The sequence below is a fragment of the Streptomyces fradiae genome (assembly GCF_041270065.1).
Classification (GTDB): Bacteria; Actinomycetota; Actinomycetes; order Streptomycetales; family Streptomycetaceae; genus Streptomyces.
In genome coordinates this window covers 3,967,705-3,980,447 of sequence record NZ_CP065958.1, presented here as the reverse complement: position 1 = coordinate 3,980,447, position 12,743 = coordinate 3,967,705, and the positions used below count along the sequence as shown (strand labels likewise).

11 protein-coding genes are annotated in these 12,743 nt (G+C 69.4%); 4 read left to right on the top strand and 7 right to left on the bottom strand.

Annotated features, from left to right (window positions below; translation table 11 throughout):
* Window positions 1-5 precede the first annotated feature (5 nt).
* Window positions 6-1,469, bottom strand: a complete 1,464-nt coding sequence (gene dnaB, locus JAO84_RS18045) for a replicative DNA helicase (RefSeq protein ID WP_265861887.1) — start codon at window positions 1,467-1,469, stop codon at window positions 6-8.
* 442 nt (window positions 1,470-1,911) lie between these two features.
* Between dnaB and JAO84_RS18040 the strand changes: the two genes are divergently transcribed.
* A complete protein-coding gene (locus JAO84_RS18040; RefSeq protein ID WP_370413800.1) occupies window positions 1,912-3,249 on the top strand; it encodes an MATE family efflux transporter in 1,338 nt (445 codons plus the stop codon).
* Between the two features lie 123 nt (window positions 3,250-3,372).
* Here JAO84_RS18040 and rplI read toward each other — a convergent pair whose 3' ends face one another.
* The 4 genes from rplI to rpsF all read right to left on the bottom strand — a co-directional run bounded on the left by rplI (window position 3,373) and on the right by rpsF (window position 5,080).
* Window positions 3,373-3,819 (bottom strand): 50S ribosomal protein L9, encoded by a 447-nt coding sequence (gene rplI / locus JAO84_RS18035; RefSeq protein ID WP_265861370.1) that lies wholly within the window; start codon window positions 3,817-3,819, stop codon window positions 3,373-3,375.
* A gap of 18 nt (window positions 3,820-3,837) precedes the next feature.
* Window positions 3,838-4,074, bottom strand: a complete 237-nt coding sequence (gene rpsR / locus JAO84_RS18030; RefSeq protein WP_128983236.1) for a 30S ribosomal protein S18 — start codon at window positions 4,072-4,074, stop codon at window positions 3,838-3,840.
* 58 nt (window positions 4,075-4,132) lie between these two features.
* Window positions 4,133-4,717 carry a single-stranded DNA-binding protein gene (locus JAO84_RS18025; RefSeq protein WP_370413799.1) on the bottom strand — a complete coding sequence of 195 codons (585 nt, stop codon included), beginning with the start codon at window positions 4,715-4,717 and terminating at the stop codon, window positions 4,133-4,135.
* A 72-nt stretch (window positions 4,718-4,789) separates the two neighbouring features.
* Window positions 4,790-5,080 (bottom strand): 30S ribosomal protein S6, encoded by a 291-nt coding sequence (gene rpsF / locus JAO84_RS18020; protein WP_004950685.1) that lies wholly within the window; start codon window positions 5,078-5,080, stop codon window positions 4,790-4,792.
* 286 nt (window positions 5,081-5,366) lie between these two features.
* Here rpsF and JAO84_RS18015 point away from each other — a divergent pair, with 286 nt between their 5' ends.
* The 3 genes from JAO84_RS18015 to JAO84_RS18005 all read left to right on the top strand — a co-directional run bounded on the left by JAO84_RS18015 (window position 5,367) and on the right by JAO84_RS18005 (window position 8,069).
* Entirely contained in the window at window positions 5,367-5,681 is a 315-nt protein-coding gene (locus JAO84_RS18015) for a hypothetical protein (protein WP_265861383.1), read from the top strand.
* 152 nt (window positions 5,682-5,833) lie between these two features.
* Window positions 5,834-6,952, top strand: a complete 1,119-nt coding sequence (locus JAO84_RS18010; protein WP_265861384.1) for a peptidoglycan bridge formation glycyltransferase FemA/FemB family protein — start codon at window positions 5,834-5,836, stop codon at window positions 6,950-6,952.
* Between the two features lie 85 nt (window positions 6,953-7,037).
* Window positions 7,038-8,069 (top strand): alanine racemase, encoded by a 1,032-nt coding sequence (locus JAO84_RS18005; protein ID WP_265861386.1) that lies wholly within the window; start codon window positions 7,038-7,040, stop codon window positions 8,067-8,069.
* A gap of 79 nt (window positions 8,070-8,148) precedes the next feature.
* On the opposite strand, the gene JAO84_RS18000 is transcribed toward JAO84_RS18005, so the two are convergent.
* Together JAO84_RS18000 and JAO84_RS17995 are read right to left on the bottom strand one after the other, a co-directional pair.
* Window positions 8,149-9,627, bottom strand: a complete 1,479-nt coding sequence (locus tag JAO84_RS18000; protein ID WP_370413798.1) for a glycosyltransferase family 87 protein — start codon at window positions 9,625-9,627, stop codon at window positions 8,149-8,151.
* Between the two features lie 109 nt (window positions 9,628-9,736).
* Window positions 9,737-12,484, bottom strand: a complete 2,748-nt coding sequence (locus JAO84_RS17995; RefSeq protein ID WP_370413797.1) for a transglycosylase domain-containing protein — start codon at window positions 12,482-12,484, stop codon at window positions 9,737-9,739.
* Window positions 12,485-12,743: the final 259 nt, after the last annotated feature.

Here is a 12,743-nt window from a genome sequence, read left to right as displayed (position 1 = left end):
ATCGATCAGGTTTGTGCCATGTCCACGAAGCGCGAGTAGTGGCCCTGGAAGGCCACGGTGATGGTCGCCGTCGGGCCGTTACGGTGCTTGCCGACGATGATGTCGGCCTCGCCCGCGCGCGGGGACTCCTTCTCGTAGGCGTCCTCGCGGTGCAGCAGGATGACCATGTCGGCGTCCTGCTCGATGGAGCCGGACTCTCGGAGGTCGGACACCATCGGCTTCTTGTCGGTGCGCTGCTCGGGGCCACGGTTCAGCTGGGAGAGCGCGATGACGGGAAGCTCCAGCTCCTTGGCGAGGAGCTTGAGGTTTCGCGACATCTCCGAGACCTCCTGCTGGCGGCTCTCGGCCCGCTTGGAGCCGCCGGCCTGCATCAGCTGGAGGTAGTCGATGATGACGAGCTTGATGCCGCTGCGCTGCTTGAGGCGGCGGCACTTGGCGCGGATCTCCATCATCGACAGGTTCGGCGAGTCGTCGATGTAGAGCGGGGCCTGCGAGACGTCCGGCATCCGGCGGGCGAGCCGGGTCCAGTCCTCGTCGGTCATGGTGCCGGAGCGCATGTGGTGCAGCGCCACCCGGGCCTCGGCCGAGAGCAGACGCATCGCGATCTCGTTGCGGCCCATTTCGAGGGAGAAGATGACGCTGGGCAGGTTGTGCTTGATGGAGGCGGCCCGGGCGAAGTCGAGCGCGAGCGTGGACTTACCCATGGCGGGACGGGCCGCGATGATGATCATCTGGCCGGGGTGCAGCCCGTTGGTGAGCGCGTCGAGGTCGGTGAAGCCGGTGGGCACACCGGTCATCTCGCCGCTGCGGGAGCCGATCGCCTCGATCTCGTCGAGCGCGCCCTCCATGATGTCGCCGAGCGGCAGGTAGTCCTCGGTGGTGCGCTGCTCGGTGACCTGGTAGATCTCGGACTGGGCGCGGTTGACGATGTCGTCGACGTCGCCGTCGGCCGCGTATCCCATCTGCGTGATCTTGGTGCCGGCCTCCACGAGGCGGCGCAGCACGGCCCGCTCGTGGACGATCTCCGCGTAGTACGAGGCGTTGGCCGCGGTCGGCACCGACTGCACGAGGGTGTGCAGATACGAGGCGCCGCCGACCCGGGTGATCTCGCCGCGCTTGGTGAGCTCGGCGCCGACCGTGATGGGGTCGGCGGGCTCGCCCTTGGCGTAGAGGTCGAGGATCGCCGCGTAGACCGTCTCGTGGGCCGGCTTGTAGAAGTCGTGGCCCTTGATGATCTCGACGACGTCGGCGATCGCGTCCTTGGACAGCAGCATGCCGCCCAGGACGGACTGCTCGGCGTCCAGGTCCTGCGGGGGCACCCGCTCGAAGGCGGAGATCCCGCTGTCCCAGCCGCCGTCCTCGCTGCCGCGCTCGTGCTGGTCCTCCCGGCCCCGTCCGCGGCCGCCCCGCTCGCGGGTACGCGTCGGGAGCCGGTCGCCGGGTCCGCTGTCGGCCCAGGGATCGTCCATGGGCTCGGGCATGCTCACCAAGCCACCTCCTCCCGTCCGCTCCGCGGACCTCGCCGTGCCCCTCTTTCTTACGCCACGGCTCGGACAAAAAAGGGGCTTTGGCTCCGCTTCTGGCGCGTCGGGCGCCGGTCCACGGTAGGGCCGCGGGCACCGTCAGCCAATCTGGTTATCCACAGGCCCTGTGGGTGAAGGCCCAGATGCTGTGGAGAACTCCCCGGAACCTGTGCACGGACCGGGGGACAGCCATGTGGACAAACTCATAGCCCGCCCACCCAAACACCTCTGACCTGCGATTTTTCCATCCACCGGCTGTGGGGGAGAAAAACTTTGCCACCCGGAGCAAGATCAGAACAAACGGCGCACACCCGAAGGGTCACTCGCCGCAAAAGTAAGGGTCACAAAGCAATTGCATCTCTTACCTGTGGAAGATTAGATTGGGCGCATGCACACGGCTCCCGCGACCCCCAAGGCCGTTCGACGGCAACACGACCGCGAGATCGTCTCGCTCGCCGTCCCGGCCTTCGGCGCACTCGTCGCCGAGCCCCTCTTCCTCATGGTCGACAGTGCCATCGTCGGGCATCTCGGCACCCCCCAGCTCGCCGGGCTCGCCATCGCCTCGGCGCTGCTCTCCACCGCCGTCAGCGTCTTCGTCTTCCTCGCCTACGCGACCACCGCGGCCGTCGCCCGCCGGGTCGGCGCCGGCGACCTCAAGGCCGCCATCCGCCAGGGCATCGACGGCATCTGGCTCGCCCTGCTCCTCGGCGCCGCCGTGGTCGCCCTCACCCTGCCCACCGCTTCCTGGCTGGTCGACCTCTTCGGAGCCTCCGACACGGCCGCCCCCTACGCCACCACATATCTGCGCATCTCCATCCTGGGCATCCCCGCCATGCTGGTCGTCCTGGCCGCCACCGGCGTCCTGCGCGGCCTCCAGGACACCCGCACGCCGCTCTACGTCGCCATCGGCGGCTTCGCGGCCAACGGCGCCCTCAACCTCGGCCTGGTCTACGGCGCGGGCCTCGGCATCGCCGGCTCCGCCTGGGGCACGGTCATCGCCCAGTTCGGGATGGCCGCCGCGTACCTCCTCGTCGTCGTCCGCGGCGCCCGCCGCCACGGCGCCTCGCTGCGCCCCGACGCCGCCGGCATCCGGGCCTCCGCCCAGGCCGGCGCCCCGCTCCTGATCCGTACGCTCTCGCTGCGCGCCGTCCTGATGATCGCCACCGCCGTCGCGGCCCGGCTCGGGGACGCCGATGTCGCGGCCCACCAGATCATCCTGTCCCTGTGGAGCCTGATGGCCTTCGCCCTGGACGCGATCGCCATCGCCGGGCAGGCCATCATCGGGCGGTACCTCGGCGCCGACGACGCGACGGGTGCCCGTCAGGTCTGCCGCCGCATGGTCCAGTGGGGCGTGGTCTCCGGGATCGCTCTCGGCGCGCTGCTGATCCTCGCCCGGCCGCTCTTCGTCCCGCTCTTCACCGGCGACCCCGCCGTTCAGGACGCGCTGTTCCCCGCCCTCCTCGTCGTGGCGCTCTCGCAGCCGATCTCCGGGGTGGTCTTCGTCCTCGACGGCGTCCTCATGGGCGCGGGCGACGGCCCGTATCTCGCCTGGGCCATGCTGCTGACCCTGGCCGTCTTCGCCCCCGTGGCCCTTCTGGTCCCCGCGCTGGGCGGCGGCCTCACGGCTCTGTGGGGAGCGATGACGCTGATGATGCTCGTCCGCATGGCCACGCTGTGGTTCCGCGAGCGCTCGGGCCGCTGGCTCGTCACGGGCGCCACGCGCTGAGCGCTGTTTCACGTGAAACCGGGCTGTTTCACGTGAAACAGCGGAAGGGCCCGCACCCCGAGGGGTGCGGGCCCTTCCGTACTGCTGAGCGCGTACCGCTGCGCTCACTGCCCGGGGGCAGTGTTACGCGGCGACGACCTCGACGCCGAGCTTCGCGACGACGTCAGCGTGCAGACGCACGGTCACCTCGTGCGAGCCCAGGGTCTTGATCGGCGAACCGAGCTCGACGCGACGCTTGTCGACGGCCGGGCCACCGGCGGTCTTGATCGCGTCGGCGACATCGGCCTGGGTCACGGAGCCGAAGAGGCGGCCGGCGTCGCCGGAGCGAACGGCCAGACGGACCTTCGTGCCCTCGAGCTGGGCCTTGACCTCGTTGGCCTGCTCGATGGTCGCGATCTCGTGGATCTTGCGGGCGCGGCGGATCTGCGCCACGTCCTTCTCGCCGCCCTTGGTCCAGCGGAGCGCGAAGCCGCGCGGGACCAGGTAGTTGCGAGCGTAGCCGTCCTTGACGTCGACGACGTCGCCGGCGGCACCGAGACCGGACACCTCGTGGGTGAGGATGATCTTCATTTTTCGGTCACCCTTCCCTTAGCGCGCGGTGGACGTGTAGGGCAGCAGCGCCATCTCACGGCTGTTCTTGACGGCCGTGGCGACGTCACGCTGGTGCTGCGTGCAGTTGCCGGTCACGCGACGGGCACGGATCTTGCCGCGGTCGGAAATGAACTTCCGCAGCATGTTCGTGTCCTTGTAGTCGACGTACGCGACCTTGTCCTTGCAGAACGCGCAGACCTTCTTCTTAGGCTTGCGCACAGGCGGCTTCGCCATGGTGTTTCTCCTGTGTGATCAAGAAGTGTGGGTACGAGCTGCTTCCGGGGCACAGGCCCTAGAAGGGAGGCTCGTCCGAGTAGCCGCCGCCGGAACCGCCGGAGTTTCCACCCCAGCCACCGCCGCCGCCCTGCTGGCCGCCGGACGGGGCGCTGGAGGCCCAGGGGTCGTCGGAGGGAGCTCCGCCGCCCTGCTGGCCGCCGCCGGAGTTGCCACCCCAGCCACCGCCGCCGCCCTGCTGCTGCTGGCCGCCGCCGTAGCCGCCCTGGCCACCGCGACCGGTGGTGCGGGTGACCTTGGCCGTGGCGTTGCGCAGGCTGGGGCCGACTTCCTCGACGTCCAGCTCGTAGACCGTGCGCTTGACGCCCTCGCGGTCCTCGTAGGACCGCTGCTTCAGACGGCCCTGCACGACGACGCGCATGCCCTTCTGCAGCGACTCGGCGACGTTCTCCGCCGCCTGCCGCCAGACCGAGCAGGTCAGGAACAGGCTCTCGCCGTCCTTCCACTCATTGGTCTGCCGGTCGAAGGTGCGGGGAGTGGACGCGACGCGGAACTTCGCGACCGCCGCACCGGACGGGGTGAAGCGCAGCTCGGGGTCTTCGACAAGGTTGCCGACGACCGTGATGACGGTCTCGCCTGCCATGGGTGAACCTCTCGGCGGGATTGCTTACGGCTGCTTACTGCTACTCGAACCCGAGAACGCCTGAGCCGGAGCTCAGTGGGTCTCGGGGCGGAGGACCTTGGTCCGGAGGACCGACTCGTTCAGGTTCATCTGGCGGTCGAGCTCCTTGACGACCGCAGGCTCGGCCTGCAGGTCGATGACCGAGTAGATGCCCTCGGGCTTCTTCTTGATCTCGTAGGCGAGACGACGACGGCCCCAGGTGTCGACCTTCTCGACCTTTCCGTTGCCCTCACGGACGACGGAGAGGAAGTTCTCGATCAGCGGGGAGACAGCGCGCTCCTCGAGATCGGGGTCGAGGATGACCATCACCTCGTAGTGACGCATGTGGAACCCACCTCCTTTGGACTCAGCGGCCACGGTCGTTCCGTGGCAGGAGGGTCGTGATGCGTGCGCAACGGTATCCGCCGCCGCTGACAGTCCCCCTCGGTGAACGAGGGGCTGCCGGCGGATCCAGGTCGGACCTGGGCAGACACCGGTGCAGACCGTACAGAGTACCCGCACATCGTCCTGCGGTTGAAATCCGGTGGTGAGGGGACGCAATCTGTACACAACGGATGTCGGCGGCGTCACACTGGCGCCGCCTTCCGCCAGGCACGCCAGGAGGTGCCCCATGGCACAGGCAATGCGACCCGACCCCGGCCACTCCCTCTTCGCAACGGACGGCAAACCCCATCCGCTCCAGGACACCCTGGTCGTCGTCACCCTCGCGCTCGGCATCCTCGCCTTCGTCGTGGGCTTCTTCGACAACCTGCACCTGCTCGCGTCCTGGGCAGGTCTGATCGGCATCCTCACCGGCGCCTACGGACAGTTCATCTCCGCCACGACCCGCGAGCGCTTCGCGCTGATCGTCGGACTCGGCGCCGCGGCAGTGGGCTTCTACCTCGGCATGGCCCACGGCGGCCTCTTCGGCGGCGTGATCAGCTAGCCGCGCGACGGCCCCGGGCCCGTCACCTGGGCCCCTGCCGGGCCCGGGCGGGCCACGGGGCCATCCGGGGCGCTCCCCGGTCGCAGTAGGCTTCGGCGCGAGAGCCGCAGCCCCGCAACCGATGGGGACACACCTGCCGAGGAGCGCCCCGCATGAGCCTGACCCTGAGGACCATCAGTCGTGAGCAGCATCTGGCATTCATCCAGAGCCAGCCCGCGGCGAGCCACTGTCAGGTCCCGGCATGGGCTGATGTGAAGACCGAGTGGCGCTCGGAGAACCTCGGCTGGTTCGACAAGTCCGGTGAGCTCGTGGGTGCCGGTCTGGTGCTCTACCGTCAGCTGCCCAAGATCAAGCGCTACTTGGCCTATCTGCCCGAGGGCCCGGTCATCAACTGGTACGCGCCGAACCTGGACGAGTGGCTGCAGCCGATGCTGGCCCACCTCAAGCAGCAGGGCGCCTTCTCCGTGAAGATGGGCCCGCCGGTGGTCATCCGGCGCTGGGACTCGACCGCCATCAAGGCCGGCATCCAGGACCCGGACGTCAAGCGCCTCAAGGACGTCGAGGCCACCCACATCGAGCCGCGCGCCTTCGAAGTCGCCGACCGGCTGCGGAAGATGGGCTGGCAGCAGGGCGAGGACGGCGGCGCCGGCTTCGGCGACGTCCAGCCCCGCTACGTCTTCCAGGTCCCGCTCGCCAACCGCTCGCTGGACGACGTCCTCAAGGGCTTCAACCAGCTGTGGCGCCGCAACATCAAGAAGGCCGAGAAGGCCGGTGTCGAGGTCGTCCAGGGCGGTTACGAGGACCTGGCCGAGTGGCAGCGGCTGTACGAGATCACGGCCGTCCGCGACCACTTCCGGCCGCGCCCGCTCTCGTACTTCCAGCGCATGTGGACCGTCCTCAACAACGAGGACCCCAACCGCATGCGGCTCTACTTCGCCCGCCACAACGGCGTGAACCTGTCCGCCGCGACGATGCTCGTGGTCGGCGGCCACGTCTGGTACTCGTACGGTGCCTCCGACAACATCGGCCGCGAGGTCCGCCCCTCGAACGCCATGCAGTGGCGGATGCTGCGCGACGCCTACGCGATGGGCGCGACCGTCTACGACCTGCGCGGCATCTCGGACTCGCTGGACGAGACCGACCACCTCTTCGGCCTGATCCAGTTCAAGGTCGGCACCGGCGGCGAGGCCGTGGAGTACGTCGGCGAGTGGGACTTCCCGCTCAACAAGCTCCTGCACAAGGCCCTGGACATCTACATGTCGCGCCGCTGACGACCCGTGCGAGGCTTGCGTAGTCTCGTACCGCTCGTACACATCTCTGACTCACCGCAGCCACCAGAAAGGTTCCGGGCCGGCCATGGCGCTCTCCCTCTATGTCGACACCGCTCGCTGGCGGGCGCACCAGAAGACCGTGATCGAGCAGTTCCCGGGCCTCGTCCCGGTCTGCAAGGGCAACGGCTACGGATTCGGCCACGAGCGGCTCTCGGACGAGGCCGCGCGCTTCGGCTCCGACATGCTCGCGGTGGGCACCACGTACGAGGCCGCGAAGATCAAGGACTGGTTCGGCGGCGACCTGCTCGTCCTCACCCCGTTCCGACGCGGTGAGGAGCCGGTGCCGCTGCCCGACCGGGTCATCCGCTCGGTCTCCTCGGTGGACGGTGTGCACGCCCTGGTCGGCGCCCGCGTCGTCATCGAGTGCATGAGCTCGATGAAGCGGCACGGCGTCCACGAGGAGGAGCTGCCCAGGCTCCACGCGGCCATCGAGGACGTACGCCTGGAGGGCTTCGCCCTCCACCTGCCGCTGGACCGCCCCGACGGCACCGACGCCGTCGAGGAGGTCATCGCCTGGATGGACCGGCTGCGGGCCGCCCGGCTGCCGCTGCACACCATGTTCGTCAGCCATCTGCGCGCCGAGGAGCAGGCCCGGCTCCAGCAGCAGTTCCCGCAGACCCGCTTCCGGGCCCGCATCGGCACCCGGCTGTGGCTGGGCGACCACGAGGCGACCGAGTACCGCGGCGCGGTCCTCGACGTCACCCGGGTCGCCAAGGGCGACCGCTTCGGCTACCGGCAGCAGAAGACCGCCTCCGACGGCTGGCTCGTGGTGGTCGCCGGCGGCACCTCGCACGGCGTCGGCCTGGAGGCCCCCAAGGCCATGCACGGCGTGATGCCGCGGGCCAAGGGCGTCGCCCGGGCCGGCCTCGCCACCGTCAACCGGAACCTTTCCCCGTTCGTCTGGGACGGCAAGCAGCGCTGGTTCGCCGAACCGCCGCACATGCAGGTGTCGATCCTGTTCGTGCCGTCCGACGCCCAGGAGCCCAAGGTCGGCGACGAGCTGGTCGCACACCTGCGGCACACCACGACGCAGTACGACCGGCTCGTCGAGCGCTGAGCCGCCGCACCGAACCGGAACGACGGAAGCGGCCCCCGGGGAGTCCCCGGGGGCCGCTTCCGCGTGGTCTGGGCGCTCGTCACTCGCGGGGCGTGCCCCAGTCCACCCGCGGGCCCTCCAGGGCCGGTGCCGCGTGCCGCGCCGGGTGCGCCGCCCTGCCGAGCACGAAGACGTCCTCGGCGCCGTCCAGAACGCCCCCGGACGGGTCGTCGGAGCCGTCGCGCCGCACCCCGTCCCGGTCCGGCGCCAGGATGTCCCGTACGACGAGGGCGCACAGGTAGAGCGTGCCGGCCATGTGCAGCACGATCGCGAACTGGTAGCCGTCGGTCGGCAGCCCCTGCTTGTTCCCGCTGCTCGTGTACGCCAGGTAGAACCAGATCGCGAAGAAGTACAGGACCTCACAGCCCTGCCACACCAGGAAGTCCCGCCAGCGCGGCCGGGCGAGCGCGGCGAGAGGGATCAGCCACAGCACGTACTGCGGCGAGTAGACCTTGTTGACCAGCACGAACGCGGCCACGATCAGGAACGCCAGCTGGACAAGGCGCGGCCTGCGGGGCGCGTTGAACGCCAGATACGCGAGCCCCGCGACCGCAAGCATCATCAGGAACAGCGCCCAGTAGTTCGCCGTCTCCGGGCGCATCTGCTCGCCCGTGAGCTGGCTGATCAGCAGCCACACCGAGCCGAAGTCGACGTTCCGGTCGGTACTGAAGACGTAGAACTGCTTCCAGCCCTCCGTCGCGAGCACCAGCACCGGCAGGTTCACCACCAGCCAGGCACCGGCCGCGCCCAGCAGCGCCGTACCGAACGCGCGCCACTTCCCGGCCCGCCAGCACAGCAGCAGCACGGGCACGAGCAGCAGCACCGGATAGAACTTGGCGGCCGTCGCGAGCCCGAGCAGCACCCCGAAGGCGAGCGGCCGGCTGCGCGACCACATCAGCAGCGCGGCGGCCGTCAGCGCCACGGCGAGCAGGTCCCAGTTGATGGTGGCGGTCAGCGCGAACGCGGGCGCGAGCGCCACCAGCAGGCCGTCCCAGGGGCGCCGCCGGTGCGTCCTGGCCACGCAGACGGCCAGGACCGCCGCACAGACCATGAGCAGGCCCGCGTTGACCATCCAGTACGTCCGCTCCTGCGCCGTCACGTCCCCGCCCGGCGTCAGCCACGCGGCGACCTGCATGAACAGCCCGGTGAGCACCGGGTACTCCAGGAACGGTATGTCGCCGCCCAGCCGGTCGAAGTACGGGACCAGGCCCTCCGCGAAACCGCGCCCGGAGAACAGGTGCGGGATGTCGGAGTAGCAGGCGTGGGTGTACTGCGAGGTGGAGCCGCGGAACCAGGCCCAGTTGTAGCAGGGCAGCTTCTGCACCATGCCGAGCGCGTACATCCCGAGGGCCACGAGCACGACGACCCTGACCGGGGTCAGCTGCCCTGCGCCGAGCAGCGCCCGGCGTCCGATCGGGCCGCCGATCAGCTCGCTGCCGGCGGCGGCCACCTCGTCCCGTCGGGTGGGGCAGACCACCGGGGGATCCTGCGGAGGGCTCGTCTTCTGGAGGCTCGGCATGGGGGACATCCTGCCGTACGCCCCTGGGAAAACGGTGAGGGCCGCCGCGCCGGTTCCGTACGGGGTACGGAACCGGGCACGACGGCCCTCGGGTTAGGGGGTGCGGGGGCTAGCCCACGGCTCCCCATGAGGTGCCGCCGGGTTTGCCCCCGCCTCCGCCGTTGGTCGGGTCGGTGGTGGCGGTACTCGTCGGATCGACGGTGGGTGTGCTGGTGGTCCCACCGCTGCCGGCCCCGCCGCTGTCGGTGCCCGTGCTGGTGCCGCCGTTGTCCTTGCACGGCCAATCCCAGACGCTGCAGGTCTTGCCCGGGTCCGGCGACTTGGTCGGCTTGTCCGTGGGCGCCTCGGTCGACGGCGTCATGGTCGGCGTCGGCGACTGCGTGGTCGCGGTCGGCGTCGGGGTCGGGCTGACCGCGCCACCGCCGAAGACCGCCTCGCCGTCGAGGTCCTCCGGAGCCGGGAAGCTCTTCGGGGCGGTGCCCTTGAGGGCGGAGGTCATGTAGTCGTGCCAGATCTCCGACGGGAACGACGCACCGTGGATCTTCGCCTGGCCGCCGGTGCCCTTCATGGACTCGAACTTGCGGCCCTTGAGGTTCTCGTCGTCGGGGAAGCGGTACATGTCGATCGCGGTGGAGAGCTGCGGAGTGTAGCCCACGAACCAGGCCGAGTTGTTGCCGTCGGTGGTACCGGTCTTGCCGGCCGCCTCGCGGTCGTCGAGCTTCGCGTTGGTACCGGTGCCGGCCTCGACGACGTCCTTCAGGACGTCGGTGACGTTGCTGGCGACGGCCGTGGTGAACGCCCGCTTGGGCTCGGCCTTGTGCTCGTAGACGACCGTGCCCCGCTGGAGGACCTTGGTCACGGAGAAGACGTCGTTGCGCTCGCCGTTGTTCGCGAAGGTCGCATAGGCGCCGGCCATGCGGATCGCGCTCGGGGAGGAGATACCGAGCGAGAAGGACGGGACGTCCGCCTTGACCAGCGAGGAGTCGAGCAGACCCGCGTCGATGGCCGACTGGCGCACCTTGTCGATGCCGACGTCCATGCCGAGCTGCACATACGGCGAGTTCAGGGACTTCATCATGGCCTTGCGCAGGTCGACCCTCGGGACGCTCTCGCCACCGTCATTGACCTGACGCCACTCGTTGCCCTTGTCGTCGTACCACGTCGAGCCGTCGAAGTTCTTGATCGTCAGCTTGTTCGTGCCGTTGTAGAAGCTCTTGCTCGGATCGACGATCCTGCGGGTCTCGGGACCCTGAACCTTCTCGCCCTTGGGATCCCGCACACCGTCGCGCAGCGCGGCGGCCAGCACGAAGGGCTTGAAGGTCGAGCCGACCTGGGCACCGGTCGTGTCCGCGTTGTTGGTGAAGTGCTTCGTGGCGTCCTGACCGCCGTAGAGGGCGACGATGGCGCCGGTCTCCGCGTTCACCGAGGCACCGCCGAACTGGACGTGGGTGTCCTTCTCCGGGCGCTTCTCCGGGTCGATGTTGTCCTTGTAGACCTTCTTGACCGCCGACTCGAGTGCCTGGACCTTCTTCTTGTCGAAGGTGGTGTGGATCTCGAAGCCGCCCTTGGCGAGCTGCTGCGTCGTGAAGTTGCTGTTGTTCAGGAAGTTCGCCTCGGCCGTCCGCACCAGATAGCCGATCTGCCCGCCGAGCTGGGCACCCTGGGTGCGCGGCTTGGTCGGCGGCATCGTGGTGTACTTCGCGCGCTCGGTGGCGTCGAGCTTCCCGTCCTTGACCATCTCGTCGAGGATCCACGACCAGCGCTTCCGGGCACGCTCGGTGTTCGCCTCCTTGGAGGCACCCGGGTCGATCTCGGGGTAGCCGGCCGGGTCGTAGTAGGTCGCGCCCTTGAGCACCGAGGCGAGCAGGGCGCACTCGCTGGGGTTGAGATCGGTGGCGTCCTTGGCGAAGTACGCGCGGGCGGCGGCCTGGAGTCCATAGGCACCCCGACCGTAGTACGAGGTGTTGAGGTAGCCCGCCATGATCTCGGGCTTGCCCCGCTCATTGCCGACGCGCATCGAGATGAAGAGTTCCTTCACCTTGCGGGTCACCGTCTGCGACTGGTCGTCGAGGCGGTTGTTCTTCACGTACTGCTGGGTGATGGTCGAGCCACCCTGGGTCTGGCCGCCCTTGGCCATGTTCCACACGGCGCGGCCGATGCCCATGGGGTCGATGCCGGAGTCGGTCCAGAAGGTCTTGTTCTCCGCAGAGACGACCGCGTCCTGCATGGCCTTCGGAATCTCGGCGAAGTCGATGATCTGGCGGTTGACCTCACCACCGGTCGCGGCCATCACCGTGTTGTCGGACCAGTAGAAGACGTTGTTCTGCTGCTTGGCGCTGTCGGCTTCGTTCGGGATGCCCACCATGGCGTACCCGATCGTGGCCGCGCCCATGAGGCTGCCGACGAACGCCAGGAACAGGCCCGTCACGAGCTTCCACGAGGGCATCCAGCGACGCCAGCCGTGCTTGCCGTACCGCGGGTAGTCGATGAGCCGCTTCTTGCCCGGCGGACGCCCGCCGGCGCCGCCGCGACCGCGCCCCGGACCCTCGCCACGGCCGCCTCCGCCGCCCCCGCGCCGGCCGCCGGGTCCGCCAGGACCGCCGCCGCCCTCGGGGGCGCGCCGGCGCCCCCCGCGCTGGGCGGCGCGACGGGCCTCGGCCCGTCCGCCGTAGGGACGCTCTTCCTCTCCATAGGAGGAAGGCGGCCCGTACGAGGCGGAAGGGGACCCTGTGGCGGCATCACGACCGGGCGCCGGCCTGCGGCCCATCGGCTGCTGGGCGGCGCGCCGTGCCGCGGCACGACCGCCGTAGGGCGGCTGCTGCTGCGGCTGCGGCGGTTTGCGACGGTGCTCGCTCATCGAACGACTACTCCTCGGGCAGGCGCGTACGCCTGGAAGCGGCAGTTGAGTTCCGGTCCCCCCGAAATGCACACGGCCGGACCTCGGAAGAAGCCCCGCCGGGTCGCAGCCGGTCACCCGTTTCACGGACGCCTCGCGGCCTTGCTCGGTTCCCGGTGGTCTGCATGCCGCACAGACTACGCACGGCCAAAACCTCCCTAGAGGGCAAGTTCACCCCAAATCAGGCAACTCGATTGCTGTGAATTGACGATGTGACGCC